This is a genomic window from Streptomyces sp. NPDC102274, assembly GCF_044766385.1.
GTDB lineage: Bacteria > Actinomycetota > Actinomycetes > Streptomycetales > Streptomycetaceae > Streptomyces.
Window position 1 is genome coordinate 155472 of record NZ_JBIWLW010000005.1, and the last position, 26356, is coordinate 181827.

Consider the following 26356-nt stretch of genomic DNA (forward strand, 5'->3'; position numbering starts at 1 on the left):
TTCGTGCGGCGCTGCTTAGGCTGAACGGGTCATGAGTACCCCAGCACCGCCGCCGCCCCGGCCGTCCGCCCCGCCCCGGCCGTCGTCGCCGCCCTCGCCGCCGCGCCCCACCCTGTGGCGTGACGCGGCGCGCTCTCTCTTCGGCGCGCTGCGTACGCCGGCGCAGTCCACCGAACCTCTGTTCGCGCGGGCGCCCAAGCAATGGCAGCGGTTCGCACCGTACGTGGTGCTCTTCGGCTTCGCCGTGAGCCTGCTGCCCACCACCACCACGATCCTCATCCAGGACTACCGGCTGGGCGGCGGCTGGGCCGGGGCGCTGGCCACCGCGCAGACCGCGCCCCTGCTGCTCGCCGTGAGCCGGCCCCTCCAGGCCTGGTGGATCATCTTCACCGCCGATGTCATGGGCGGGATCCTGCTCCTGGGCGCGGACGGTGTCTCGGGCCGCCCCTGGCCGTGGACCCCCATGGTGACCGTCGGCTATCTGGCGCTGATGATCTGTCTGGGGCTGCGCGAATCGCGCCGTACCCTGCTCGCGGTCTGGCTGGCGACCGGTGCGGCCGGAATGTTCTTCGAGCTGATCTCGCAGGACCGCAGCGAGGGCACCCATCTGCTGCTGTTCGTCCTCAGCGGCGTTGTCCTCGTCGTGACGGCGGCGCTGCGCGAACGGGGCGACGCCCAGCGCAGACTGGTGGAGCAGGAGACCATCAGCGAGGCCGAGCGCTCCCGGCGCACACTGCTGGAGGAGCGCGCCCGTATCGCTCGTGAGCTGCACGACGTGGTGGCCCACCACATGTCGGTGATCACGGTCCAGGCGGACTCGGCGCCGTACCGGATAGACGATCTGCCGGACTCCGCGCGTGAGGAGTTCTCCACCATCGCGGCGAGCGCGCGGGAGTCCCTGACCGAGATGCGGCGGTTGCTCACGGTGCTCCGCAGCGACGGTACGGACAGCGAGCGCGCCCCGCAGCCCGGACTCGACCGGGTGCAGCAGCTGGTGGAGGCGACGGTACGGGCAGGGGTACCGGCCGAGGTGTCGCTCCCCGCCGAGCTGGGGCCCGTCCCGCCGGCCGTGGACCTCTCCGCGTACCGGATCGTGCAGGAGGCGCTCGCCAATGTCGTGCGGCACGCGTCCGGGGCGCCGACCCGGGTCTCGGTGGTCTCCGACGGCGGCTGGCTGACCGTCCTGATCATCAACGGCCCTGGCGCCGAGCGCACTTCGCCGCTGGAGACCAGCGGAACGGGCCACGGCCTGATCGGTATGCGTGAGCGCGTACGGTTGACCGGCGGCACGCTCGACACCGGACCGCTGCCGGACGGGGGCTTCCGGGTCGCCGCACGGCTCCCGCTGGCCGACGCGAACGCCTCATCGGCCACATCAGGTCCGCCCGCCCCGCCCGCCCCGTCTGTCGGCTCCACGGAATCCACCGGCTCCACCGATTTCTCCGGCTCCACCGACTCCACCCACTCCACCGGCCCGGCCGGTCCGGCCCAGAAGGACGCTCCTTGACCATCCGCGTGATCATCGTCGACGACCAGGCCATGGTGCGCGCGGGGTTCGCCGCTCTGCTGTCGGCGCAAGCCGATATCGATGTGGTGGGTGAGGCACCCGACGGCCGCCGTGGCATCGAGGTGAGCCGCGCCGTCCACCCGGACGTGGTCCTGATGGACGTCCGGATGCCGGAGATGGACGGACTCGCCGCCGCCCGCGATCTGCTCAACCCGCCGGTGGGGGTGGTGCATCTGCCGAAGGTGCTGATGCTGACCACCTTCGACGTCGACGACTATGTCTACGAGGCGCTGCGCGCCGGGGCGTCGGGCTTCCTGCTCAAGGACGCGCCCCCGGCCGATCTCATCGCGGCGGTACGGATCGTCGCGGCCGGTGAGGCGCTGCTCGCGCCGTCCGTGACCCGGCGGCTGATCGCGGACTTCGCCCAGCAGCGCCCCGCCCGTGGCCGCAAGGACCCCTCGCAGCGGCTGCGCGGCCTCACGCCCCGGGAGACCGAGGTGCTCGAACTGATCGCCCGAGGGCTGTCCAACCAGGAGATCGCCGATCATCTCGTGGTCGCCGAGCAGACGGTGAAGACCCATATCGGCCGTGTCCTGTCGAAACTCTCGCTGCGGGACCGCGCGCAAGCGGTGATCTTCGCGTACGAGTCGGGTCTGGTCACCCCGGGCGACGCGCCCGCCTGACCCCCGGCCTCCGTCCCGCCTCGGGTCGGCACCGGCACCGGCACCGCCTCGGACCGGCACCCCCTCTACCCCGGTATGACAGGCCAGTTGGCTCCCCGGTGTGACGTCCGGCCACACACCCTCTTCCTACCTTCCTCCTCGCCACCTCAGGGACGAGCAGGAAGAAGGAGACGGGAATGCGCCGCTACAGGAGGACCCTGGTCGCCGCCGCACTGGCGACGACCATGGTCGGGGGAACAGCGGGCTGGGCCTCCGGGAGCAGTCAACGGGCCGTCACAGGACCGCCCATGGGAAGCGCCGCCTGGCGCGCGGACGACTCGCTCGGCCGGGCACTGCCCGACCCGGCGAGCGCCACGCCCGCCCAAGTGGCCCGCTTCTTCACCACGCTGACGCCCGGTCAGAGCCGACAGCTCGTCCGCCGCCATCCGCTGGTCGTCGGCAATCTCGACGGGGCGCCGGTCGCCCTGCGGTACGAGGCCAACTCCCGCGCGGTACGGGCCGAGCACGACCCCCGCTACGGGCGGCTCGCGGAGCCCGGCCGGCAGATCCTCGCCTTCGACCCGCGCGGCCGGGGCCAGGTCGCCGAGGTGTACGGGGATCTGGCGACCGCCCGCCATGTGTCCGTCGTCGTACCGGGTTCGGGCATCGACGCGGCGACCTTCGACCGTGCGGACGATCCGTACGGCACCCCCGCCGGCATGGCCGGGGCGCTGCGGGCCGCGACGGACGGCCGTACCGCCGTGATCGCGTGGGCCGGTTACACCACCCCGGACGGGATCGGTCTCGACGTGGCCACCGGTGATCTCGCCGAGGCGGGGGCCGGCCGGCTGGCCCGGTTCACCCAGGGGCTCACGGCGGCCGGTGCCGAAAAGCCCGCGCTGTTCTGCCACAGCTATGGCGCCGTGGTGTGCGGACTCGCCGCCTCCGAAGTGAACGCCACCGACATCGTGGTGCTCGGCGCCCCTGGAATGCGGGCCGGACGTGTGGCGGACCTCCATACCGACGCACGGGTCTGGGCCGCCAAGGACCCCACCGACTGGATCTCCAAGGTCCCCCACGTCGAGATCGCGGGCCTGGGCCATGGCCAGGATCCGACCGCCCCGTCCTTCGGCGCCCGCCGGGTGCCCGCCGACCTGGCCGAGGGCCACGCCGGCTACTTCGTTCCCGGCACGGACTCGCTCCGCGCCTTCGCCGCCATCGCCCAGGGCCGGATCGCGCCGGACCGCGCCCCGCAGAACCAGATCACACAGAGCCAGATCACGCAGGGACAGGGCACGCAGGGAGAGGTCCGATGACGACGCTCGCGACAACGATCGAGAAGATCGAGGCACGGACCCCCGCCCACCGCGACCGCGCGATCGACGGGCTGCGCGCCCTCGCGCTGCTCGCCGTACCCACCGGGCACTGGCTGCTCGGCGGCTTCACCCTGGACGCCGACGGCGCGCTGCACAACGCCAGCCCGCTCGCCACCTTCGGCGGCTTCGCGCCGGTGAGCTGGGTGCTCCAGATGCTGGGCATCTTCTTCCTGGTCGGCGGATACGCCTCCGTACTCTCGTACCGCAGAAGGACGTCCACGACCGCCGCCTGGCTCCGGCAGCGCATGATTCGGCTCGGCAGGCCCGTCCTCGGGGTGACGGCCGTCTGGGCGGCGGCGATGCCCCTGCTGTACGCGCTCGGCGTGCCCGAAACGACGCTGCGCACCGGATCGACGCTGGTGATCCAGCCCCTGTGGTTCGTCGGGGTCTATACGGTGGTCACCGCGCTGACCCCGTACTGTGTGCGCGCCGCACACAAGCTGGGCGGCTGGGCCGCCGCTCCCCTGCTGGTCTCGGTCGCCGTCGTCGACTTCCTGCGCTACGGCCCCTATGCCGACACCATGCCGTCTTGGCTGAGCATGGTGAACATCCTGCCCGGCTGGCTGTTCGCGTATCAGCTCGGAGTCTCCTGGGGCGAGGGCCGGATCGGCCGGCGCGGGGCGCGTGCCCTGCTCGTCGGCGGCACGCTGCTCTTCGCCGCGCTGCTGATCGTCTTCCACTACCCGGCGTCGATGGTCGGCGTGCCCGGCGAGACCCGTACCAACTCGCATCCGCCGTCCCTGCTGGTGCTCGCCCTCGCCGCCGCGCAGAGCGCTGCGGCGATCCTGCTGCGCGACCGGATCGGGCGGCTGCTGAGCAAGCCCGCGCTGTGGGCACCGGTCGTCGTCATCAACCTGTGCGCGATGACGATCCTGTGCTGGCACCAGACGGCGATGCTGACCGCCGCCGTGCCCGCGTCCTTCCTCGGGCCGGTGACCGGTCTGACGACCTCCCCCGACTCCCTCGGCTGGATCGTGGCGCGACTGACCTGGATGCCGCTCTTCGCGACGCTGCTCGTCCTCATCGGGCGCTACGCGCGCCGCTTCGACGCCCCGTGGCAGACCGGGACGCGCGCGTCGAAGGCCCGCCGCGCGGCAGCGGGGCTGCTGGCGGCGGGCTTCGCGGTCTTCGCACTGGGCCTGGCGTGAGCGCCGGTCCCGTGCGGGCCGTCGGACGGTCCGGCTACTCGCGGCCGGCCGACGTGAACGACATATCGGTGTACCGGCCGCCGGCCACCTGCCCCGCGATCGGCTCCAGCAGCCGCAGCTCGCTCTCGGTGAGGACGAGCCGTGTGGCGGCGGTGTTCTCCTCGATCCGGCTGCGCTTGCGGGTCCCAGGGATCGGTACGACGGCCAGCCCGTGCACCTCCGCCTGCTGCTGCACCCAGGCCAGCGCGACCTGCCCCAGGGTGACGTTCCTGCCCTCGGCGATCTTGCGTACCGGGTCGAGCAGCGCGGCGTTCGCGGCGGCGTTGTCACCGGTGAAGCGGGGCTGCTGGCGGCGGAAGTCGTCGGCGCCCAGCTCCTGGTCGGCGTTGACGAACGCGCCGGTCAGAAAGCCCCGGCCGAGCGGGGAGTACGGCACGAGCGCGACGCCCAGCTCGGCGGCGACCGGTACGGCGCGGGCCTCGATGTCACGGCTGAACAGCGACCACTCCGACTGGAGGGCGACGATCGGATGCACGGCCTGCGCGGCCCGCAGCTCACCGCCGGTGACCTCGCTCAGCCCGAGGTGGGTGACCTTGCCCTCGCGCACCAGCTCGGCCATCGTGCCGACCGACTCCTCGATGGGCACGTTCACATCGCGCCGGTGCATGTAGTAGAGGTCGATGTGGTCGACGCCGAGGCGCTTCAGACTTCCCTCGACGCACTGGCGGATATAGGGCGCGTCATTGCGGATCGTCCGCTTGGTGGGGTCGGCCGGGTCGACGCCCAGGGCGAACTTGGTGGCGAGGACGATCTCGTCCCGGTGCGCCCGGACGAACGGCGCGATGAACTTCTCGTTCTCCCCGCCCCCGTAGACGTCCGCCGTGTCGTACAACGTCACGCCCAGCTCCAGGGCGCGTTCCAGGGTGGCCCGCGCCTCGTCGGTGTCCGTCGGTCCGTAGGACTGGCTCATTCCCATGCAGCCGAGCCCCTGGACACCGACCTCCGGGCCACCGGTACCGAGCCGCACCTTCTCGATCTTGCTGTCACTCATCGCGGTTTCAGACCCTCTCCGACGCCTTGCGGGCGTCCGCGTAAAAGCTGATCTTGTGGTCGAGTACGGCGACAGTGTCCTGGAGCTCCGCGATCCGCCGATGGACGTCGCGGCGTGTCCGCTCCAGCAGCTCCTGCCGTTCCTCGAACGTGTCCTCACCGATCTTGATCAACTCGGCGTACCGGACCATGTCCGCCACGGGCATGCCCGTGAGCCGCAGCTTCCCCACGAAGGCGAGCCAGTCCAGGTCCTTGTTGCTGAAACGGCGTTGGCCGGTGTGCGAGCGGTCCACATGCGGCATGAGGCCGATCCGCTCGTACCAGCGCAGGGTGTGCGCCGAGAGCCCGGTGAAGGCGACGACCTCGCTGATCGTGTAGCGCGCCGCGCCGTCGGGCCGCGGATGCGCGCGCGGCGCCGCCGCGCACTCGTCCACGCGGGCCGTCCGTACCGGGGTGCTCTCCATCAGCGTCATACCCTCAACGCTAGATCCTTGGAGTGCACTCGAAGCAAGCGGAAAGGTCGGCGCGTTTCCCGCCGCCTCGGATGAGTCTCCTGCCCCATGAGTCTCGTACGTCCCGCGGTCCCCGCCGACGCCGCCTTGCGGGTGTCCGTACCCCCGCCCCCTCGACGCGTTCGATGCTCTCGCTAACCTCGTAGCCATGCAGAGCCTGGCGATGATCGAGAACTGGCCGGTGACGAACGCCGCGGCCGCCGTCGTACGCGCGGACGGCACCGTCGCCGGGTCGTACGGTCCCACGGCGCGGCGCTTTCCGCTCGCCTCCGTGACCAAGCCGCTGGCCGCGTACGCGGCGCTGGTGGCGTACGAGGAGGGGGCGGTCGAGCTGGACGAGCCGGCCGGGCCCGAGGGGTCCACCGTCCGGCATCTGCTCGCCCACACCAGCGGTCTGGCCTTCGACGAGCACCGCGTGGCCAACGCGCCCGGCACCCGCCGGCTCTACTCCAACGCGGGCTTCGAGACGCTCGGCGAACATATCGCCAAGGCCACCGGGATCCCGTTCGCCGACTATCTCCGCGAGGCCGTGTTCGAGCCGCTCGGCATGGCCGCCACCTCGCTGCCCGAGGACGGGTCGCCGGCCAGGGACGCGGTCTCGACCGTCGACGATCTGACGCGGTTCGCCGCCGAACTCCAGGCACCCCGGCTGCTGGACGCGCGCACCGTGCTGGAGGCGATGACGGTCGTCCATCCCGGGCTCTCCGGAGTGCTGCCCGGCTACGGCTACCAGAAGAACAACGACTGGGGTCTCGGCCTGGAGATCCGGGACACCAAGTCCCCGCACTGGACGGGCGCCTCGTCCTCGCCGCGCACCTTCGGGCACTTCGGGCAGTCCGGTACGTTCCTGTGGGTCGACCCGGACGCGGGGGCGGCCTGTGTGGCGCTGGCCGACCGGGACTTCGGGCCGTGGGCGGTCGCGGCCTGGCCGCCGTTCACCGACGCGGTCCTCGCGGAGCTCGCGGCCTGAGCTGTCGGGCTGAGCGCTCAGCCCGAGCGCTCAGCCCGACATCTCCCAGAGCAGTACCTCCGCCGCCGGGCCCGCGGTCAGTTCGAGCCCTTCCGCGTCCGTGATCCGCACCGAGTCGCCGGGCCCCAGCGCGGGCCCGGCCGCACCCTCCGCCCCGCTCTCCGCCCCGCCCGCGCCGTCGATCCGTACCCCACCGCGCACCACATGGACATACACATGGCGCGCGTCCGGCACGGCCGAGCGCTCGCCGTCCCGCAGACGCCGTACGTGCAGCATGGCCCCGGCCCCCGGCAGGGCGTACGGCGTGGAGTCGGCGATGCCCCGCACGACCTCGTACGCGGGGTCGCCGCCCGGCTCCAGCGGCGCCAGCCACATCTGGACGAAGACCAGCGGCCGGTCGCCGTCATTGCGCTCCACATGCCGCACCCCGCCGGCCGAGCTGAGCCGCTGGACGTCCCCCGGCCGCACGACGGTGGCGTGTCCGGCCGAGTCACGGTGCGTCAGCTCGCCCTCGACGACCCAGGTGACGATCTCCGTATGGCTGTGCGGGTGCTCGTCGAACCCGGCGCCGGGCGCGAGCCGCTCCTCGTTGCAGGCGAGGACCGCGCCGAAGCGCAGATTGTCCGGATCGTAGAAGTGTCCGAAGGAGAAGGCGTGCAGGGACTCGATGCCCGCCGAGGGGTCGCCGCCGACATAGCGCTGCGCTGCGTACCGTACGAGGATCACGGCTTCACGGTAGGCGCTCCGCCGGGGTCGGCACGAGACGCCCGCCGACCCCGGCCCGGCGGGCGGTGGCTCCGATAAGGCACTCTTGACCCCGTGGCCGAACCCTCGAACGAACCCCATCCGCACCCCGCGACGCTGCGCCGGCTGGAGCAGTCCTCAGGACGGCTCGCCGCGAACGCCATCGCCCGCATGGACGAGACGCTGCCGTGGTACCGCGCGATGCCGCCGGAGAACCGTTCCTGGATCGGGCTGGTCGCCCAGGCCGGTATCGCCGCGTTCACCGAGTGGTTCCGCCACCCCGAGACCCCGCAGGCCATCTCCACCGATGTCTTCGGCACGGCCCCCCGCGAGCTGACCCGGGCGATCACCCTGCGCCAGACCGTCGAGATGGTGCGGACCACGATCGAGGTCATGGAGACGGCGATCGAGGAGGTCGCGGCCCCGGGCGACGAGTCCGCGCTGCGCGAGGCGCTGCTCGTGTACGCGCGGGAGATCGCCTTCGCGACGGCGCAGGTGTACGCGCAGGCCGCCGAAGCGCGCGGCGCGTGGGACGCGCGGCTGGAGTCGCTCGTCGTGAACGCCGTGCTCTCCGGGGAGGCCGACGAGGGCGCCGTCTCCCGGGCGGCGGCCCTCGGCTGGAACTCCCCCGAGCATGTCTGCGTCCTGCTCGGCACCGCCCCGGACGGCGACAGCGAACTGACCGTGGAGGCGATCCGCCGGGCGGCCCGGCACGCCAAGCTCCAGGTCCTCACCGGGGTGCTCGGCGACCGGCTCGTGGTGATCGCGGGCGGCAGCGACAACCCGCTCCAGGTCGCCAAGGCGCTGATCGGCCCCTATGCGGCGGGCCCCGTCGTGGCGGGCCCCGTGGTACCCGATCTGCTGGCCGCCACCAAGTCCGCGCAGGCCGCGGCGGCCGGCCTCAAGGCGTGTTTTGCCTGGCAGGACGCACCGCGCCCGGTGCTCGCCGACGATCTGCTGCCGGAGCGCGCGATCGCCTCCGACCCCGCCGCGCGTGAGCAGTTGGTGGAGGAGATCTACAGACCGCTTGAAGAAGCGGGGTCCGCTCTGCTGGAGACTCTGAGTGTCTATCTGGAGCAGGCGAGCAGTCTTGAGGGCGCGGCGAGGATGCTGTTCGTGCACCCCAACACCGTGCGCTACCGGCTGCGACGTGTGACTGACGTCACCGGGTGGTCACCCTCCGATGTGAGGTCCGCGTTCACGCTGCGAATTGCCCTGATCCTGGGGCGCTTGGCCGGCGGGGATCCGCAGACCTAGACTTTTGTGGTACTTCAACAATTCCCCTGTCGGTTCTTCGTTCCCCTCCCCACGGGCGGTGAAGACCCATCGCAAGAGAGAGTGTGAGGGTGCTCGTACTCGTCGCTCCCGGCCAAGGCGCTCAGACGCCCGGCTTCCTGACCCCCTGGCTCGAACTGCCCGGTGCCGAAGACCGGCTGCGGTCCTGGTCGGACGCCATCAACCTGGATCTGGTCCACTACGGCACCGACGCCGACGCGGACGAGATCAGGGACACCGCCGTGGCCCAGCCGCTGCTGGTCGCCGCGGCCCTGCTCTCCGCCCGCCAGCTCTTCCCCACCACCGGGGACGTGGCGCGCGCCGTCGGTGTCACGGCCGGCCACAGCGTCGGTGAGCTGGCCGCCACGGCGCTGGCCGGTGTGATCACCGACGAGGTGGCCCTGTCGCTGGTACGCGCCCGGGGTATGGCGATGGCCGAGGCCGCCGCCATCACGGAGACCGGGATGGCGGCGCTGCTCGGCGGCGAGCCGGAAACCACCCTCGCGCATCTGGAGAAGCTCGGTCTGACCCCCGCCAATGTGAACGGCGCGGGCCAGATCGTCGCGGCCGGCACACGTGAGCAACTCGCGGCGCTGGAGGCGGACAAGCCGGAGGGCGTACGGCGCGTGGTGGCGCTCAAGGTCGCCGGCGCGTTCCACACGCACCACATGGCGCCCGCGGTCGAGAAGCTCGACACGGCCGCGCGTTCCGTCTCCGTCGCCGACCCGGTCGTACCGTACGTCTCGAACCGCGACGGCCGGACGGTCGCCACCGGCTCCGGGATCGTGACGAGCCTGGTCGGCCAGGTCGCCAACCCGGTCCGCTGGGACCTGTGCATGGAGACCTTCAAGGAGCGGGGCGTGACCGCGCTGATCGAGCTGTGCCCCGGCGGCACCCTGACCGGTATCGCCAAGCGCGCCCTGCCCGGTACGAAGACCCTGGCGCTGAAGAAACCGGACGATCTCGACGCGGCCCGCGAGCTGATCGCCGAGCACTCCTCCACGGCTGAATAGGAGTCAGAGAGCATGCCGAAGATCAAGCCCAGCAAGGGCTCCCCGTACGCGCGCATCATGGGCGTCGGCGGCTATCGCCCGACGCGGGTCGTGCCCAACGAGGTGATCCTCGAAACGATCGACTCGTCCGACGAGTGGATCCGCTCCCGCTCCGGCATCGCGACCCGCCACTGGGCCTCTCGGGAGGAGACGGTCGCCGCGATGTCCATCGAGGCGTCCGGCAAGGCGATCGCGGATGCCGGGATCACACCGGAGCAGATCGACGGTGTGATCGTCTCCACCGTCTCACACTTCAAGCAGACCCCGGCCGTCGCGACCGAGATCGCGGACAAGATCGGGGCGGGCAGGCCCGCCGCGTTCGACATCTCCGCGGGCTGCGCCGGCTTCGGCTACGGACTGACCCTGGCCAAGGGCATGGTCGTCGAGGGCTCGGCGGAGTACGTACTCGTCATCGGCGTGGAGCGGCTCTCGGACCTGACCGATCTGGAGGACCGCGCGACGGCCTTCCTGTTCGGTGACGGCGCGGGCGCCGTGATCGTCGGACCCGCCAAGGAGCCGATGATCGGCCCCACCGTCTGGGGCTCCGAGGGCGACAAGTCCGACACCATCAAACAGACCGTGCCGTGGGACGTCTACCGCGACGGAACGGCGGAGAAGTTTCCGGCCATCACGCAGGAGGGCCAGGCGGTCTTCCGCTGGGCCGTCTTCGAGATGGCGAAGGTCGCCCAGCAGGCGCTGGACGCCGCCGGAATCAGCTCCGCCGACCTGGACGTCTTCATTCCGCACCAGGCCAATATGCGGATCATCGACTCGATGGTGAAGACTCTGAAGCTGCCGGAGCACGTCATGGTCGCCCGTGACGTGGAAACCACCGGCAACACCTCGGCCGCCTCGATCCCGCTCGCGATGGAGCGGCTCCTGGCGACCGGACAGGCGAAGAGCGGCGACACCGCGCTCGTCATCGGTTTCGGGGCGGGTCTTGCCTACGCCGCGACGGTCGTTACCCTCCCCTAGGCACACCGGATCTTTCCGGAGCGTGTTCCGATATATCCCTCTGCTCAACATCGAAGGAGCGCCAACATGGCCGCCACCCAGGAAGAGATCGTCGACGGTCTCGCCGAGATCGTTAATGAGATCGCCGGTATCCCGGTCGAGGACGTCCAGCTGGACAAGTCCTTCACCGACGATCTGGATGTCGACTCGCTGTCCATGGTCGAGGTCGTCGTCGCCGCCGAAGAGCGCTTCGACGTGAAGATCCCGGACGACGACGTCAAGAACCTCAAGACGGTTGGCGACGCCGCCGACTACATCGCGAAGCACCAGGCCGCCTGACCGCCTGATCTCTCGCGCTGACCCATCGCGCGGCATCCGCCACCCGGTGGTGGCGCCGTAAAAATTCAGCACCCTCTACACGTGGAGAAAGAATTCCAGTGAACTCGACCAATCGCACTGTGGTCGTCACCGGTATCGGCGCAACCACACCACTGGGTGGCGACAGCGCAACGACCTGGGAGGGTCTGCTCGCGGGCCGCTCCGGAGTACGTGCCCTCGAAGAGGAACGCTTCGCCCAACTGCCGGTCCGTATCGCCGCGGTCGCCGCGGTCGATCCGGGTGATGTCCTGCCCCGTCCCCTTGCCCGCAAACTGGACCGCTCGGCGCAGTTCGCGCTGATCGCGGCCAGGGAGGCCTGGGCGGACGCGGGTTACACCGCCAGAGCCGGGGAGGACCCCTCGGTCGACCCCGACCGGCTCGGTACCGTGATCGCCTCCGGCATCGGCGGCGTGACGACCCTGCTCGACCAGTACGACGTGCTCAAGGAGCGGGGCGAACGCCGCGTCTCCCCGCACACCGTGCCGATGCTGATGCCCAACAGCCCCTCCGCCAACGTCAGCCTGGAAGTGGGCGCCCGCGCGGGTGTGCACACCCCGGTCTCCGCCTGCGCGTCGGGCGCCGAGGCCGTCGGCTACGCGGTGGAGATGATCCGTACCGGCCGCGCCGACGTGGTCGTCGCCGGTGGTACGGAAGCGGCCGTCCACCCCCTGCCCATCGCGGCGTTCGCCAACATGATGGCGATGTCCAAGAACAACGACGAGCCCACCAAGGCCTCGCGCCCGTACGACAAGGGCCGCGACGGCTTCGTCCTCGGTGAGGGCGCGGGCGTGATCGTCCTGGAGTCGGCGGAGCACGCGGCCAAGCGCGGCGCGCGGGTCTACTGCGAGGTGCTGGGCCAGGGCCTGTCCTCGGACGCCCACCACATCGCCCAGCCCGAGCCCACCGGCCGCGGTATCGCCAAGGCCATGGAGAACCTGCTCGACCAGACGGACCTCAAGCCGGCCGAGGTCATGCACCTCAACGCGCACGCCACGTCGACGCCGCAGGGCGATGTCGCCGAGATCAAGGCGCTGCGCCGGGTACTCGGCGACGATCTCGACCATGTCGCGGTCTCCGCGACGAAGTCGATGACGGGCCACCTGCTGGGCGGCGCGGGCGGTATCGAGACCGTCGCGACGGTCCTCGCGCTCCACCACCGCAAGGCCCCGCCGACCATCAACGTCGATGACCTGGACGAGGAGGTCGTCGCGGACATCGTCGTCGACGGCCCCCGCGATCTGCCCAGCGGCACCATCGCGGCGATCAACAACTCGTTCGGTTTCGGCGGCCACAACGTGGTGCTGGCGCTGCGTACGGTCTGATCGCGCGGCGGTTCCCGGCGAACCTTCGCCCAGACGCCCGGCCCGGGGTTCCCGGCCGGGCGTCTTCGGTTTCCGCTCGGCGTCGGACCGGGCCCGGATCCATCGGCCCGGACTCCAGACCTAGGGCCTGTCTTCAAAGGAGCGCCGTCCGCCCGAAGGGCGGGCCCGGCGGCGTCCGGTGCACTGCACTCGCTTCGCTCGCTCCGTCTCGGCACAGGGAACTGTCCTGCGGATGCCGAGCGCGATCGCAAGGCGGAGGGTCACCCCCGTACTGGACGTACTGGGGAGACCCCGACAACGCGGCGAGCGTGCGTGCCGGACGCCGCCGGGCAGGCGGGACTTTGAAGACAGGCCCTAGGGAACCCAGTCCTGCGTCACGTACCGGAGCACGCCGTCGGTGCCGCGGACGAAGACGGAGATCCGGCCGTCGAGCTGGCACGCGGCGACCGGAGCGCCCGCGAGAGCGCCGTTCAGGCAGGCGAAGTCCGTGAACTGGTCGCTGTTGACGGTCTTCTGCCCGGCGACCCACAGCGCGTGGTCGGGGCCGGCCGCGAAGATCCGAAGACGGCCGTCGAGCGGGGAGCGGAACGGATACGGCGCGCCCGCCAGACCTCCCTTGAGCGTGCCCTCCGGATTCCACGCGGTGTAGTCCCCCTGCCGGCCCAGGAAGCAGCCCGTTCCGTCCCGGCCCTGCCAGAAGACCCGGATGCGGCCGTCCGCGTCGAGCGCGGCCTTCGGGTCGGAGACGGCCGGAAGCTCGGCGAACCGCCCGAAGGGGATCCAGTCGCTGGTGGTGTCGGGGACCCGCTGCTCCGAGATCCACAGCTCGTCGTCACCGCACCGGACGAACACCGCCACCCGCCCGTCGGCCGCCAGGACCGGGCACGGAACACCCTCGGCAACTCCGCCGATCGTGGCGGCGGGGGCCCAGACGGCGTACGCCACCGAGGTGTGGCTGACCGACCGGACCGTGTGGTCTCCACCCCGGTAGAACACCGAGATCCGCCCGTCGGCGTTGAGGACCGCGGCGGGATCGCCCACGGCGCCGTCGGCCACCTCGACCGCGGGAGTGCCGGACTCGCCCGGGATCCCCGGGATCCGGCCGGCGAACAGCTCGTCGCCGGGCGTGCGCCAGAAGACCCGTATCTGTCGGTCACGGCCCAGGATCGCGGCGGGCACCCCGCTGATCCGGGCCCCGGGTAACTCCGTCCACGGGGACCAGCTCAGATCTCTGTTCTGCCGGATGGACAGGAGAGCGTGGTTCCGGCCCTCGGCGAGGACGATCAGCCGGCCGTCCGGGCGGGCGACCACGGCCGGATCGTTGACGAGGGTGCCTCCCAGCGGCTGGAAGGCACCCCAGACCGTCCCGGGTGTGGTCACACCGCTTCCCCCCTGTCCCGTGCCCTGTCCCGTGTTCCCGAAGGCGCCCGCGCACGCAGGCACCCGCACACGAAGTCGCCGTATGACGAAGTCGCCGTATACGAAGGCTCGCAGCCGGACACAACGACACGCCCGGACCGGCCGGACGAACACCCCATCGGGGGAACGGGGTTTGGGCAGGAGGAACGACCGGCAGCGCCTCAGCCGTCGAAGCTCGCGAAGTACGTCGCCGCCATGTCGTCGTCACCGCGCCCCTGGGCCTCCGCCCGGCGGAACCGCTCGGCGGACGCCGCCGCCACATCCAGCCGTACGCCCGCCGACGCCCCCGCCTCCACGATCAGCCGGGCGTCCTTGCCCGCCGTGGCGACCGAGAAGCTCGGGGTGTAGTCGCCCTCCATGATGGCGGCGGACTTGGCGTGGAGATAGCCGCAGTCCAGCGTGCCTCCGGCGATGGCCTCCAGGAAGTACCTCGGGTCCACGTCGAGGCCCTTGGCCAGGGCGAGCGCCTCGGCCGTGCCGTTGGTGAGAGTGATCACCCAGCTGTTGCAGACGAGCTTCAGCCTGCTGGCGGCGCCGCCGGAACCGTCCTCGTCCAGCCAGACGGTACGGCGGCCGATGGCGTCGAGTACGGACGTGAGCGGGCCGCGCGCCTCCTCGGGGCCCGCGGCCAGGATCACGAGGTCGCCGCTCTCCGCGGGCGCCTTGGTGCCGAGCACGGGTGCGTCGACGAAGACCAGTCCGTGATGGCGGGCCAGATCGGCGAGCGAGGCGATGGCCTCGACGCCCACGGTCGTCGTCTGGAGCCAGATGGCGCCGGGCCGCAGACCCGGGCCGGCGGCCGTGATGGCCTCCAGGGCGGCCGGGCCGTCGTACACCATCGTGAGGACGACATCCGCGTCGGCGACGGCCTCCGCGGGGGTCGTGAAGGCCCGTGCGCCGTCGGCGGCCAGCGCTTCGGCCTTGGCGGGGGTGCGGTTCCAGACGCGGACGTCATGTCCGGCGCGGCAGAGATTACGGGCCATCGCGGCGCCCATGATGCCGGTGCCGAGGACAGCTACTGCGAGATGATCAGCCATGGGACCACGGTAGGGCGGGGGAGCCCCGCCTGCTCACACGACCTGGTGCAACCAGCGGACCGGGGCGCCCTCACCCGCGTACCGGAACGGCTCCAGCTCGTCGTCCCACGGCTTGCCGAGCAGCTTGGCGACCTCCGCCTCCAGTTGGGTCTCGCCCTGCTGGGAGCGCGCGAGCGCGGCGCGCAGCCGGTCCTCGGGGACCAGGATGTCGCCGTGCATACCGGTGACGGCGTGGAAGATGCCCAGATCGGGCGTGGCGCTGTAGCGCTCGCCCTCGGCGGTGGCGCAGGGTTCCGCCGTGACCTCGAAGCGGAGCATCTGCCAGCCGCGCAGGGCGGAGGCGAGTTTGGAGGCGGTGCCCGCCCGGCCCTTCCAGGAGACCTCGGCTCTCCAGGTGCCGGGCGATGCCGGCTGCCGGATCCAGTCGAGCTGGACCCGCAGGCCGAGCACTCCTGCCACCGCCCATTCGATATGCGGGCACATCGCGCGTGGTGCGGAGTGAATGTACAGAACTCCACGTGTCGTCACCGGGACCTCCAGTGTGGGACGAGGTTCGCCTTTCCCAGCGGCCTCAGTAAACAGCATCGGGAGTGAAACTCCGCAAAAGGGACAGCATGTGACGTGATGTAATTTACCGGAGCCAAGGGAACGGACGCCTCTGGTTCGACGTGGAAAAAACTACCGTGCGGCGGGGTGCCCGCGGTGACGTACGGTCAGTCCCGGGGCCGATATGCGCGAAGCTTTCACTCGGCAGGACGCCACCGGATGCCTGACAACGCCAGACTCCTCAAAAGGATGCCAAAGAGGACGCCAAGGGGAGGGACCCTGATGCGGAAGAGTCTTCGGAGCCGGAGCGCGAACGGCGGTCGGAGCGGGGATCGCGGCCCGGCCCCGAAGGGGTGCCGAGGGCGGCGGTCACGCGCCGGGACGGCCGCCGCGACCGCCACGGCACTGACCGTGACCGGCCTGCTGACCGGCTGCGGCGCTCTCGGCGGGTCCTCCACCGACACGGAGGTCAAGCGCTCCGCCCCCTCCTCGCGCCCGCCCCTGTGGAACCGCGCCCCGGCTTCGGTGGCGGCGGTCGGTGACTCCATCACCCGTGGCTTCGACGCGTGTGTGGTGCTCGCCGACTGCCCGGAGGTGTCCTGGTCGACGGGTACGGACAGCAAGGTACGCAGCCTGGCCCTGCGGCTGCTCGGCGCTCCGGCGGCGAAGGAGCGCAGCTGGAACCACGCCGCGACCGGCGCCAAGATGTCCGATCTCCCGGGCCAGCTGGCACAGGCCGCGCAGAACAAGCCCGAGCTGGTCACGATCATGGTGGGCGCCAATGACGCCTGCCAGGACACGGCGAAGCAGATGACGCCGGTCGCCGACTTCCGTAAGTCGTTCGAGGCGTCGATGCGCCAGTTGCGCGCCGGCGCGCCCAAGGCGCAGGTGTATGTGTCGAGCGTGCCGGATCTGAAGCGGCTCTGGTCGACCGGCCGGGGCAATCCGCTGGGCCGGCAGATCTGGAAGCTGGGGATCTGCGCCACGATGCTCGGGGACTCGCAGGACATGAGCAAGCAGGCGCAGGACCGGCGGACCATGGTGTACGAGCGGGTCGTGGCGTACAACGACGTGCTGAAGGACGTGTGCGCGAAGGATCCGCGCTGCCGCTACGACGGCGGTGCGGTCTTCGACTTCCGGTTCACCGGGGACCAGTTGAGCCACTGGGACTGGTTCCACCCCAGCAAGAACGGGCAGAGCCGGCTCGCGGAGATCGCGTACCGCAATGTCACGGCCGTGAAGCCGCCCGCGTAGCCCGGCGGCCCGGCAAGGGGCCTGTGAGGAGCCCGGGTGGCCCGGAAGGGCTTCTCCGGCCCTCCCCGGCGTAGGGTTCTCGATCGTGACTGTCATGAGCACGGAGCCCGTCGGTGCGACCGCTGAGGGTACGCCCGTCCACCGCTGGACCCTCGAACGGGCCGGTACCCGGCTACGTCTGCTGACGTACGGCGGCATCGTGCAGTCGGTCGAGACTCCCGACCGGAACGGCGACGTCGCCAATGTGGCGCTCGGCTTCCCGGATCTCCGGGGCTATCTGGGCGTCGGCGGGCCGTACTTCGGGGCGCTGGTGGGCCGGTACGCGAACCGCATCGGGGGCGCGGCCTTCACCCTCGACGGCCGCACCTATCGGCTCGCGGCCAACGACGGGCCGAACAGTCTGCACGGCGGTGAGCGGGGCTTCGACCGGCGCGTGTGGGACGCGGAACCGGCCGGGGACCACGGGGTACGGCTGTCGCGGATCAGCCCCGACGGCGAGGAGGGCTTCCCCGGCCGGCTGGACATCTCGGCGACGTACACGCTGGAAGCGGACGGTGCGCTGCGGATCGGCTACCGCGCGGTGACGGACGCTCCGACCCATGTCAATCCGACGAATCACACGTACTGGAATCTGGGCGGCGCGGGCAGCGGCCCCGCGACCGGCCACGAACTGCGCATCGCGGCGGGGCACATCACGCCGGTGGACGGCACCGCCGTACCGACCGGGAAGCCGGCTCCGGTCGACGGCACCCGCTTCGACTTCCGCGAGCCGCGCCCGGTGGGCTCCGGCTACGACCACAACTTCGTCCTGGACGGGACGGATCCGGCGGCCGAGCTGTACGACCCGATGTCGGGCCGGGTGCTGACCGTGACCACCACGGAGCCGGGGATGCAGCTCTACACCGGCGACCACTTCGACGGAGAGCCGTACGGTCCCGGGGACGGAATCGCCCTGGAGACGCAGCACTTCCCGGACTCCCCCAACCGGCCCGCGTTCCCGAGCACGGTGCTGCGGCCGGGTGAGGTGTTCGTCTCGACCACGACGTTCGGTTTCGGCGTCCGGTAGAAGAAGTACGGCTACGGCCCGGGAGCGGTGTCGGGTCCGCCCCCGGGGCCGTCGCGTCCCGTATGTCTCGCTCGCTGGTGCCGCGACCGGCAAGGTTTGCCCGTCGAGGAGCGGCGGCCGGTGCGTGTGATCGCGAGGCGGCCGGAAGTCCTGGTAGCGGAGCTACCCGGGCTTTTGGCCAACGCCGCGAGCGCGCGTGCCGGCCGCCGCCGGGCCCGCCCTTCGGGCGGACGGCGCTCCTTTGAAGACACGCCTTAGGCCCGCGCGTCCACCAGGGAACTCAGCCGGCGGTCGGCGACGGACCGGCCCGCCTGGATCTCGTACCTACCGGGGACGAACGACCAGCGGCCGGACTCCTCGTCCCAGATTTCGAAGGCCCTGCGGCGCAGCGGGATCCGCACCTCGACCGTCTCGCCCGGTCCGGCCTCGACCGAGGAGAAGCCGGCCAGCCAGCGGGCCGGGCGCTCCACGGTGTCGTCCACCGGGGCCAGATAGATCTGCACGACCTCGCGCCCCTCGCGGATACCGGTGTTGCGCAGCCGTACCCGCGCGTCGTCCGTGGTGACCGCGATCGTCTCGTACTCCCAGCCGGTGTATCCGAGGCCGTGTCCGAACGGGTACGCGGGGGCCACGCCCGACCGCTCCCAGGCGCGGTAGCCGATGAACAGACCTTCGCTGTAGCGCAGTTCGCCGTCGGACGGAGTGGTCGCCGAGACCGGTACGTCCGCCAGCGCGACCGGCCAGGTGGTGGGCAGCCGGCCGCCCGGCTCCGCGGCGCCGAGCAGCACATCGGCGAGCGCGGCGCCGCCCTCCTGGCCGGGGAACCAGCTGAGCAGTATCGCCGCCACGTCCTCGCGCCACGGCAGTTCCACCGGGGAGCCGGTGTTGACGACCACGACGGTGTTCGGGTTGACGGCGGCGACCGCGAGGACGAGATCGTCCTGGCGGCCGGGGAGTTCGAGGTTCTCGCGGTCGAAGCCCTCGGACTCGACGCGTTCGGTGGTGGCGACCACCACGACGGCCGTGCCCGCGGTACGGGCCGCCTCGACGGCCTCGGCGATCAGTTCGTCGGGGTCGTGCCGCGGGCCGAGGTGGAGCAGCGAGAACGCGACGGCCCTGATCGGGGCGTCCGGGATCTTGGGGGCGGTGTGCAGCAGCGAGACCGTGACGCGCTCGCCCTCGGTCAGTTCCGCGCGGGCGCGCTCCACCCGCCCGCCGAAGAACGCCTCGAACGGGTCGGAGGCGGCGCCCGGTTCCTCCGTGCCCTCGAAGAGGACCCGGCCGCCGACGGTGAGGACGAAGCCGCCGAGACCGCGCGTGCCGAAGGTGTGCTCGCCGCTCTCGCGCGGGCTGAAGGTGCCGGTCAGTTCGACGCTGTGCAGTTCCTCGTGGGTGACGCCGTCGGGCAGGTCGCTGCCCGCCCATTGCACCCGGCCGCCCGGGACGGTGGAGGTCCCGAGGATCCGTCCGTCCGCCGCGCGGCAGACGGCGGTCAACTCGAAGCCGGTGCCCGCGTCGGCGAGTTCCTCGTGGGGGTCGGCGCCGAGGGAGTAGGTCAGGGAGCCGTCGGGAAGGGCGGCGGTGAGGCCGTCGAGCGGGGAGACCACATGGTCCGGGAAGACCACCGCGGAGCCGCCGCCGAGCACCCGGGCGTCGCGCGCGGGAGCGCCGCTGAGCGCGACGGTACCGGTCCTGGCCGGATCGAACGGGAGGGCCGGGTGCCCGGCGCCGTCGTCTCCGGCTCCCTGGCCGGGTGCCCGTGGCTCGTTGCGCAGGAGGACGAAGGAGCGGCACGCGATCTCGCGGGCCAGGGCATCGCCGTCGATCGGCGCGGGCAGGTCGGTGACGGCCGCGGGGGCACCGTCGAGGATGCCGACCCGGGCGGCGAGCAGCAGCACCCTGCGTACCGCGTCGTCGACCGCGGACTCCGCCACCTCACCGGCGCGGACGGCGGCGACGAGCGCCTCTCCGTAGACCGTGCGCGGTCCGGGCATCGCGACATCGAGGCCGCCGAGCAGGGCGCCGACGGTGGAACGTGCCGCCAGCCAGTCGGAGACGACATAGCCGTCGAAGCCCCACTCACCGCGCAGGACCTCGTTCTGGAGATAGCGGTGTTCGGTCATCGTCGAGCCGTTGACCTGGTTGTACGCGGCCATGATGCCCCAGGGGTGGGCGTTGGCGACGATGGCCTCGAAGGGGGCGAGATACAACTCGCGCAGCGGGCGCGGGGCGACGATGTTGTCGACGGTGAAGCGGTCGGTCTCGGCGTCGTTCGCGACGAAGTGTTTGACGGTGGTGCCGACCCCGCCGTCCTGAACGCCCCGCACATAGCCGGTGCCGATCTCGCCGGTGAGGTACGGGTCCTCGCTGTACGCCTCGAAGTGGCGGCCCCCGAGCGGTGAACGGTGCAGGTTCACGGTCGGCGCCAGCAGTACGTGCACGCCCTTGCGGCGGGCCTCCTGCGCGAGCAGTCCGCCGGCCCGGCGGGCCAGTTCCGGATCCCAGGAGGCGGCGAGAGCGGTCGGCGAAGGCAGCGCGATGGACGGGTCGTCCGCCGTCCAGCGCACCCCCCGGACCCCGATCGGGCCGTCGGACATCACCAGGGACGCCAGCCCGATCTCCGGGAGTGCGGGCAGGGACCACATGTCCTGGCCTGCCAGCAGCCTCGCCTTGGCGTCCAGGTCCAGCTTGCCGAACGCCGCCTCGACGGCTGCCTCGCGTGCGTGACGGGCCCGGATGTCGGATGCGTCTGCCACGGCCGTACCTCCTCGTCGAAGTCTCTCCGCCGGATCGTCGCACAGCGATCCCGGCCGCGCGGAGTGGTTGTACGCGTGCGGGCGCCGCACGCCGAGTTTGAGGTGCCCATGGTCATCCGCCCTGCCCGGAGGTGATACTTCCGCCATCCGATGGAAGGACTCCCCCGTGAGACTCATGAGGCCCCTGGGCCACATACGTGTACGCCCCGAACTGCTCGGGCTCGTACTCCTCACCACCACCGCGCTCACCCTCGGCGCGGCGCCCCCGCTCGCCGCCGCGCAGCCCCTCGCCGCGCGGCCGGCCCCCGCCCGGCCCGCCACCGCCGCCACCGCGTTCACCATCGAGGAACAGCGGTTGGACCGCGCCGTACCCCAGGAGATCCTGCGGCGCAGCGGCTTCGACGCGGTGGCGCCGGACTTCGTACGGTCACTGCGCGGCACGGACTCGTACGCCGAGGCCGAGCGGGCCGTCGTACGGAGCGGCGCGCGGCTGTGGCAGCGGGCGGTGGACCGGGCGCAGGGCCGCGGTCCCGCCCGCGGCGATCTGAGCCGGGACGACGACCGGCCGCTGTACTGGGCACGGCTCGCCCTCACCCGTGAACTGCGGCAGTGGCAGCCGGAGTTCGGCCTCTCCGAGAGCGCGCGGACGGCGCTGCTCGGGAAGCTGGAGCGCTCCTCTCGCGGTCAGGACTCCATGGACTTCCCGGCACGCGGCGCCGCCAAGGGCGTCAAGGGCGTCAAGGGCGTCAAGGGCGTCAAGGGCGTCAAGCGCATCGTGCTGACGGGCTTCGACCCGTTCACCCTGGACAGCGACATCCGGATCAGCAATCCGTCCGGGGCGACGGCGCTGGCGCTGGACGGCACGGTGATCAGGACCGACGACGGGCCCGCCCGTATCGAGGCGGCCGTCTTCCCGGTCCGCTGGGGGGACTTCGCCGACGGCACCGTCGAACAGGCCCTGCGCGAGCCGCTGTCGCGGGCCGATCTCTTCACCACGGTCAGCCAGGGCCGCGTCGGCCGGATCGATGTCGAGCGCTTCAACGGCGCCTGGCGCGGCGGGTTCGGGGACAACGAGAACGTCTCCGAGACCGGGCTCGTGCCGGTGACCGGTCCGGCCTCGCAGCCGCAGTGGACGACGACCAGCCTCCCGTACCGCTCGATCGTGGCGGCGGACACCGGCCGTTTCCCGGTGTACGACAACACGTCGGTGACCGAGGTCCCGGCGGGCGGAACCGCGCCGGTGGTACGGCCGGACGGACCGACGCCCGGTTCCGCGGCCCGCGCCGGGGGCGGCGGCGACTATCTGTCCAATGAGATCGCGTACCGCGCGACGCTGCTCCGCGACCGGCTGGGGCTGGATATTCCGGGTGGCCATGTACACACACCGGTGCTCCAGTTCGGGGCGGGGAACACCGATCCGGCGACGGGGACGGTGACGGACCCGGAGTTCGTGCGGAACCGGCTGGACATCATCGCGCAGCTGCGGACGATCATCACGGTGGCCGCCGAAGCCTCCTGAGCCTCCCGCGTCAGCTGACCCTCTGTCGTCCGAGGGACGGAACGCACGGCGCCGTCCGGTCCGGGCTCCTGCCGGACCGGACGGCGCTCCGGCTGTCCGGCTACTTCGCCCGGCGCTACTTGTCCGGCGCTACTTGTCCATGGCGAGCGGTACGCCCGGCCTCCGCGCGCCCTGTCCGCCGGCCGCGGCGTCGTCGTCCGCCGACGCGTCCTCCGGCGGTGCCGTCAGCTCGCGCACCATCAGGGTCGCCCCCGCCACCGCGCCCGGCATCAGGAAGACCGCCACGAACGGGACGAGAAAGGCGAGCGTGAGCGGGACTCCGAAACCGAGGGCGAGCATCCGGCGGCCCCTGAGCAGCCGGAGACGCTCCTTCAGATCGACGCCGCGCCGCTGGAGCGCCACCGCCGTCAGCTCCTCCGTCAGGAAGAAGCCGGAGACGCAGAAGCCGAGCGCGGGAATGACCGTCTGCCCGACAACCGGAAGGAATCCGAGCGCGAAGAGCAGCACACCGTACAGCGCCACCCGTACCAGGATCCGCAGACTGTCCCGGGCGGAGATCCACAGCTCGCGCCAGAGCGGCAGCTCCGACCGCGGGACCTCGCCGCCCTCCGCGCGATCGACCTCCTCCGAGAGCGATTCGTAGAAGGGCTGGCCGACCAGCAGCGTCACTGCGGTGAAGGTGATCACGGCGAGGAACAGCCCGAGCGCGAAGAGCAGCACGGTCAGGGAGCCCCGGAAGAGACCGAGCCAGGGCGAGGACCAGTCGTCCGCGAAGGGGGTGGCCCAGGCCGTCAGATTGTCGGCGCCGTAGGCCAGGCCGACGAGCGCGCCCGCGTACAGGACCAGAGTGACCAAACCGGGCAGCAGTCCGAATCCGAACCATCGGCCGTGGCCCGCGACCCAGCGCTGGCCTTTCATCAAGTAGCCGAAGCCGGCGCCGAGATCATGCATGGGTGCAGCCTACCGGCTGTGTATGGCCCCCTCTTGATGTTCGCGTGAGTAACCGGTAGACCCTGCGTACCGATCAGCGTCGATCGCCACCGATCACTTTTGATCGCCCTGATGTGATCACCCCCGTGGTGATCGCCTCTGACTCTGCCGTCACTTCCGAAGACCCGGAGGAACAGACCGCATGGGGATACCCAGACCCGTCCTGCTCACCACCGCTGTCAGCGCCGTCGCCGGCGCCCTGCTGCTCGCTCCGCTCCCCGCGACCGCCGCCCCCGGCCGGGACGCGCAGCGGCCGCACCCCGTCAGGGAGAGCGGCGGCCCCGACACCACCGCCGCCGCGCTCCAGAAGGCCACCGGCACCGTCGGAACGCCCGCGCCTCCCGCGCTGCGCAAGGACGGCGGCTACCCCCGGCGTACGGTCCTCGACGCGCCGCCCGAGAACCCCGCCGACAAGGCGATCAAGCTGGGCCTGGCCCCGTACCACTCGCTCGCTCCCCGGCTCAACGCCCTCCAGAAGCAGAGCGATCGCGTCAGCGTGGAAGTCGCGGGCCGGTCCGCGGCCGGCCATGAGCTGTATCTCGTCACCGTCACCGCGCCCGAGAGCTCCCGTGAGTCCCGCGAACAGGAGCGGATGCGCGAGCTGATCGAGGACTCCCCGGCGGCGGCGGCCAAGGACCCCCGGATCAAGTCCTCCTACAAGACGCCGGTGTTCATCAACAACAACATCCACGGCAATGAGTGGGAGGGCACCGACGCCGCCCTGAAGCTCATCGAGGAGCTGGCGAAGGCGAAGGACGGCAGAACGGCCGGTCTGCTCGCCAAGAACCGGATCTATCTCAATGTGACCGCCAACCCCGACGGCCGGATCGCCGGGACCCGCGCCAACGGCAACGGCTTCGATCTCAACCGGGACTTCATCACCGCCTCACAGCCCGAGTCGCGGGCCATCCGGCAGATCGCGGTCGACAAGCAGCCTGCCGTCATGCTCGACCTGCACGGCTATGTCAACGGCACGCTGATCGAGCCGACGACACCGCCGCACGGCGAGAACTACGAGTACGACCTCTTCCTGAAGAACAGCTACGCCAACGCCCTCGGCATGGAGAAGGCGGTGAACGACCTCGGCTACACCCCCGCCGAGGACGGGGTCCAGCCGCCCGTCATCCCCTTCCGCGACCAGCAGGAGGGCTGGGACGACTGGCCGCCGATCTTCACCCCGCAGTACATGGCGTTCCAGGGCGCGGTGGCCTCGCACACCGTCGAGTTCCCGATGCGCGTCAACAACAGCGACTACGACAACCTGCCGGTGGAGGAGTTGCGCAGGCGCTCCGCGATCAACACCGACATCGCGGGCGCGGTGATGCGCGCGACCCTCGACTACACGATCGACCACCGCACGTCGTTGATCGCCGACCAGATCGAGACGTTCCGGCGGGGCGTGGCGGGCGAGGCGCAGCGGCCGGTGTCCGAGGAGACCGTGCCGGGCGTGCCGGGCATCGGTCCGGAGGATGTGTACACCACCTCCTTCCCCCGCGCGTATGTCATCCCGGCCGGTGGCGGACATGAGGTATCGCCCACCGAAGGTAGGGGAAGTTCGGCGACCGCGGCGGCCCGGCTGGTGGACCATCTGATCGCCAATGACGTACGGGTGGAGCGTGCCCGCACCGGTTTCCGGCTGGCGGGACGTTCGTATCCGGCGGGCTCGTACATCGTCGACATGCACCAGGCCAAGCGCGGTGTCGCCAATGTGATCCTAGACGAGGGCCGTGACATCAGCGGGGACGTCTCCGCCATGTACGACATCTCGGGGTGGAGCCTCGGGCTGCTGTGGGGCGCGGGCGTCGACAAGGTCCAGAAGGTCAGTGGCGGGCTGCACATCCCGACGCGTCCGGTCCAGGCCGCGTCCCCGACCGGGGCGGTGACGGGCCACGGCGATCTGCGGCTGCGCCTGGACGACCCCAAGGAGCTGGCCGCCCTCAACTCCCTGCTCGGGCAAGGGGTGAAGGTACGGCGGGCGGTGGACGGTTCGGCGCTCGTGCCGGCCTCGGCCCGTCGTCAGGCGGCCTTCCTCGCCGACCGTTACGGCGTCGCCTTCACCGGCACCAAGGAGAAGGGCTCCGGGACGGTGGCCCGTACGCGCGTCGCGGCGGCGGTGACGCCCGGCGAGCAGTTCGCCCTGCGGGAGATGGGCTTCGAGGTGCTGCCGGTGTCGACCGCGACGCTGAACGCGGGCTTCGACTGGTCGAAGGCGGATGTCCTGTACGTCTCCTCCGGCCTCCAGTACGGCGCTCTCAACCCGGCCGCACGCACGGCCCTGGACGGCTTCCTCTCCGCCGGCGCGGGCGTGGTCACGCTCGGTTCGACGGGGGCGGCCTTCAACACCGCCGCGGGTCTGCTCGCGGCCAAGCCGGTCGCGGGCAACGGTGACGCGAACGGTGTGGTGCGGGTGACCAACGCGGGTGGCCCGATCACCGGCGGCGCCCCGGCGCACACCTTCGTCTACTCGCCGCTGTGGTTCACCGACCTCGGTCCCGGGGTGCGGGTCGAGCAGTCGTACGGCACCGGCAGTCCGCTGGTGTCCGGCCACTGGCGCGCGAAGGAGGACGGCACAGGCGGCCCCTCGGCCGCGGCGGGCCGGGCCTCGGTCGTCAGCGGTACGTCCGCGAAGGGCGGGCCCGTGGTGCTGTTCGGTACGGAGCCGCTGTTCCGTGACCACCCGAAGGGGCTCTTCTCACAGGTCGGCCGGGCCCTGTTGGGGGCGGCCGGCTGAGTCGAGCCGCCCGGACACGACTGAGGGCCGCACCCCGGGTCAGGGGTGCGGCCCTCAGCGGACAGACAGTCCGTCGAACAATCCGTCG

General features: G+C 71.4%; 22 protein-coding genes. 14 read left to right on the forward strand and 8 right to left on the reverse strand.

From position 1 onward, the window contains the following. Window positions 1-31: 31 nt before the first annotated feature. The 4 genes from ACIRQP_RS09260 (at window position 32) to ACIRQP_RS09275 (ending at window position 4693) form a co-directional block, all read left to right on the forward strand. Entirely contained in the window at window positions 32-1507 is a 1476-nt protein-coding gene (locus ACIRQP_RS09260; protein ID WP_403885796.1) for a sensor histidine kinase, read from the forward strand. Next, entirely contained in the window at window positions 1504-2190 is a 687-nt protein-coding gene (locus tag ACIRQP_RS09265; protein WP_403885799.1) for a response regulator, read from the forward strand. Before ACIRQP_RS09260 ends, ACIRQP_RS09265 begins: the two co-directional genes overlap by 4 nt. A gap of 176 nt (window positions 2191-2366) precedes the next feature. Next, window positions 2367-3485: an alpha/beta hydrolase gene (locus tag ACIRQP_RS09270; RefSeq protein ID WP_403885802.1), complete on the forward strand. Its 1119-nt coding sequence runs from the start codon at window positions 2367-2369 to the stop codon at window positions 3483-3485. Continuing rightward, window positions 3482-4693 (forward strand): acyltransferase, encoded by a 1212-nt coding sequence (locus tag ACIRQP_RS09275; protein ID WP_403885804.1) that lies wholly within the window; start codon window positions 3482-3484, stop codon window positions 4691-4693. Before ACIRQP_RS09270 ends, ACIRQP_RS09275 begins: the two co-directional genes overlap by 4 nt. 34 nt (window positions 4694-4727) lie before the next feature. Here ACIRQP_RS09275 and ACIRQP_RS09280 read toward each other — a convergent pair whose 3' ends face one another. Together ACIRQP_RS09280 and ACIRQP_RS09285 are read right to left on the reverse strand one after the other, a co-directional pair. After that, window positions 4728-5744 (reverse strand): aldo/keto reductase, encoded by a 1017-nt coding sequence (locus ACIRQP_RS09280; protein WP_403885807.1) that lies wholly within the window; start codon window positions 5742-5744, stop codon window positions 4728-4730. Window positions 5745-5751: 7 nt separating this feature from the next. Then, the gene (locus ACIRQP_RS09285) at window positions 5752-6216 is read right to left on the reverse strand and encodes a MerR family transcriptional regulator (RefSeq protein WP_403885810.1); all 465 of its coding nucleotides are present in this window, start codon (window positions 6214-6216) and stop codon (window positions 5752-5754) included. Between the two features lie 187 nt (window positions 6217-6403). On the opposite strand from ACIRQP_RS09285, the gene ACIRQP_RS09290 reads away from it, so the two are divergent. After that, on the forward strand, window positions 6404-7225 hold the full coding sequence (locus tag ACIRQP_RS09290; RefSeq protein WP_403885813.1) for a serine hydrolase domain-containing protein: 822 nt from the start codon (window positions 6404-6406) through the stop codon (window positions 7223-7225). 30 nt (window positions 7226-7255) lie between these two features. Here the strand turns inward: ACIRQP_RS09290 and ACIRQP_RS09295 are convergent, their stop codons facing one another. Beyond that, the gene (locus ACIRQP_RS09295) at window positions 7256-7951 is read right to left on the reverse strand and encodes a pirin family protein (protein ID WP_403885816.1); all 696 of its coding nucleotides are present in this window, start codon (window positions 7949-7951) and stop codon (window positions 7256-7258) included. Window positions 7952-8044: 93 nt separating this feature from the next. Here ACIRQP_RS09295 and ACIRQP_RS09300 point away from each other — a divergent pair, with 93 nt between their 5' ends. From ACIRQP_RS09300 to fabF, 5 genes are all read left to right on the forward strand, one after another. After that, window positions 8045-9226: a PucR family transcriptional regulator gene (locus ACIRQP_RS09300; protein WP_403885819.1), complete on the forward strand. Its 1182-nt coding sequence runs from the start codon at window positions 8045-8047 to the stop codon at window positions 9224-9226. 89 nt (window positions 9227-9315) lie between these two features. After that, window positions 9316-10257 (forward strand): ACP S-malonyltransferase, encoded by a 942-nt coding sequence (locus ACIRQP_RS09305; RefSeq protein ID WP_403886358.1) that lies wholly within the window; start codon window positions 9316-9318, stop codon window positions 10255-10257. Between the two features lie 12 nt (window positions 10258-10269). Beyond that, window positions 10270-11271 (forward strand): ketoacyl-ACP synthase III, encoded by a 1002-nt coding sequence (locus ACIRQP_RS09310; RefSeq protein WP_403885822.1) that lies wholly within the window; start codon window positions 10270-10272, stop codon window positions 11269-11271. Between the two features lie 66 nt (window positions 11272-11337). Further along, the gene (locus tag ACIRQP_RS09315) at window positions 11338-11589 is read left to right on the forward strand and encodes an acyl carrier protein (RefSeq protein WP_129768692.1); all 252 of its coding nucleotides are present in this window, start codon (window positions 11338-11340) and stop codon (window positions 11587-11589) included. Between the two features lie 98 nt (window positions 11590-11687). Continuing rightward, window positions 11688-12950 carry a beta-ketoacyl-ACP synthase II gene (gene fabF, locus ACIRQP_RS09320; protein WP_403885825.1) on the forward strand — a complete coding sequence of 421 codons (1263 nt, stop codon included), beginning with the start codon at window positions 11688-11690 and terminating at the stop codon, window positions 12948-12950. A 354-nt stretch (window positions 12951-13304) separates the two neighbouring features. Here the strand turns inward: fabF and ACIRQP_RS09325 are convergent, their stop codons facing one another. The 3 genes from ACIRQP_RS09325 to ACIRQP_RS09335 all read right to left on the reverse strand — a co-directional run bounded on the left by ACIRQP_RS09325 (window position 13305) and on the right by ACIRQP_RS09335 (window position 15934). Continuing rightward, entirely contained in the window at window positions 13305-14330 is a 1026-nt protein-coding gene (locus ACIRQP_RS09325) for a hypothetical protein (protein WP_403885828.1), read from the reverse strand. Between the two features lie 200 nt (window positions 14331-14530). Next, the gene (locus ACIRQP_RS09330; protein WP_403885831.1) at window positions 14531-15406 is read right to left on the reverse strand and encodes an NAD(P)-dependent oxidoreductase; all 876 of its coding nucleotides are present in this window, start codon (window positions 15404-15406) and stop codon (window positions 14531-14533) included. 33 nt (window positions 15407-15439) lie between these two features. Next, window positions 15440-15934, reverse strand: a complete 495-nt coding sequence (locus tag ACIRQP_RS09335; RefSeq protein WP_030352565.1) for a DUF3145 domain-containing protein — start codon at window positions 15932-15934, stop codon at window positions 15440-15442. A 429-nt stretch (window positions 15935-16363) separates the two neighbouring features. Between ACIRQP_RS09335 and ACIRQP_RS09340 the strand changes: the two genes are divergently transcribed. Both ACIRQP_RS09340 and ACIRQP_RS09345 read left to right on the forward strand, forming a co-directional pair. Then, window positions 16364-17206 (forward strand): SGNH/GDSL hydrolase family protein, encoded by an 843-nt coding sequence (locus ACIRQP_RS09340; protein ID WP_403885836.1) that lies wholly within the window; start codon window positions 16364-16366, stop codon window positions 17204-17206. Between the two features lie 94 nt (window positions 17207-17300). After that, window positions 17301-18272: an aldose epimerase family protein gene (locus ACIRQP_RS09345; protein ID WP_403885838.1), complete on the forward strand. Its 972-nt coding sequence runs from the start codon at window positions 17301-17303 to the stop codon at window positions 18270-18272. A 254-nt stretch (window positions 18273-18526) separates the two neighbouring features. On the opposite strand, the gene ACIRQP_RS09350 is transcribed toward ACIRQP_RS09345, so the two are convergent. Further along, entirely contained in the window at window positions 18527-21028 is a 2502-nt protein-coding gene (locus ACIRQP_RS09350) for a glycoside hydrolase family 3 protein (protein WP_403885841.1), read from the reverse strand. A 175-nt stretch (window positions 21029-21203) separates the two neighbouring features. Between ACIRQP_RS09350 and ACIRQP_RS09355 the strand changes: the two genes are divergently transcribed. Next, the gene (locus ACIRQP_RS09355; RefSeq protein WP_403886361.1) at window positions 21204-22547 is read left to right on the forward strand and encodes a pyroglutamyl peptidase; all 1344 of its coding nucleotides are present in this window, start codon (window positions 21204-21206) and stop codon (window positions 22545-22547) included. 129 nt (window positions 22548-22676) lie between these two features. On the opposite strand, the gene ACIRQP_RS09360 is transcribed toward ACIRQP_RS09355, so the two are convergent. Then, window positions 22677-23498, reverse strand: a complete 822-nt coding sequence (locus ACIRQP_RS09360) for an EI24 domain-containing protein (RefSeq protein ID WP_403885844.1) — start codon at window positions 23496-23498, stop codon at window positions 22677-22679. A gap of 181 nt (window positions 23499-23679) precedes the next feature. On the opposite strand from ACIRQP_RS09360, the gene ACIRQP_RS09365 reads away from it, so the two are divergent. Continuing rightward, window positions 23680-26268, forward strand: coding sequence for a M14 family zinc carboxypeptidase (locus ACIRQP_RS09365; protein WP_403885847.1), 2589 nt, complete (start codon window positions 23680-23682; stop codon window positions 26266-26268). The last annotated feature ends 88 nt before the right edge of the window (window positions 26269-26356 follow it).

Excerpts from the sequence above, each read along its gene's own strand:
- ACIRQP_RS09260 (WP_403885796.1), top strand. The coding sequence starts at position 32 with ATGAGTACCCCAGCACCGCCGCCGCCCCGGCCGTCCGCCCCGCCCCGG.
- ACIRQP_RS09270 (WP_403885802.1), top strand. The coding sequence starts at position 2,367 with ATGCGCCGCTACAGGAGGACCCTGGTCGCCGCCGCACTGGCGACGACC.
- ACIRQP_RS09275 (WP_403885804.1), top strand. The coding sequence starts at position 3,482 with ATGACGACGCTCGCGACAACGATCGAGAAGATCGAGGCACGGACCCCC.
- ACIRQP_RS09280 (WP_403885807.1), bottom strand. The coding sequence starts at position 5,744 with ATGAGTGACAGCAAGATCGAGAAGGTGCGGCTCGGTACCGGTGGCCCG.
- ACIRQP_RS09285 (WP_403885810.1), bottom strand. The coding sequence starts at position 6,216 with ATGACGCTGATGGAGAGCACCCCGGTACGGACGGCCCGCGTGGACGAG.
- ACIRQP_RS09290 (WP_403885813.1), top strand. The coding sequence starts at position 6,404 with ATGCAGAGCCTGGCGATGATCGAGAACTGGCCGGTGACGAACGCCGCG.
- ACIRQP_RS09310 (WP_403885822.1), top strand. The coding sequence starts at position 10,270 with ATGCCGAAGATCAAGCCCAGCAAGGGCTCCCCGTACGCGCGCATCATG.
- ACIRQP_RS09315 (WP_129768692.1), top strand. The coding sequence starts at position 11,338 with ATGGCCGCCACCCAGGAAGAGATCGTCGACGGTCTCGCCGAGATCGTT.
- ACIRQP_RS09330 (WP_403885831.1), bottom strand. The coding sequence starts at position 15,406 with ATGGCTGATCATCTCGCAGTAGCTGTCCTCGGCACCGGCATCATGGGC.
- ACIRQP_RS09345 (WP_403885838.1), top strand. The coding sequence starts at position 17,301 with ATGAGCACGGAGCCCGTCGGTGCGACCGCTGAGGGTACGCCCGTCCAC.
- ACIRQP_RS09355 (WP_403886361.1), top strand. The coding sequence starts at position 21,204 with ATGAGGCCCCTGGGCCACATACGTGTACGCCCCGAACTGCTCGGGCTC.
- ACIRQP_RS09360 (WP_403885844.1), bottom strand. The coding sequence starts at position 23,498 with ATGCATGATCTCGGCGCCGGCTTCGGCTACTTGATGAAAGGCCAGCGC.
- ACIRQP_RS09365 (WP_403885847.1), top strand. The coding sequence starts at position 23,680 with ATGGGGATACCCAGACCCGTCCTGCTCACCACCGCTGTCAGCGCCGTC.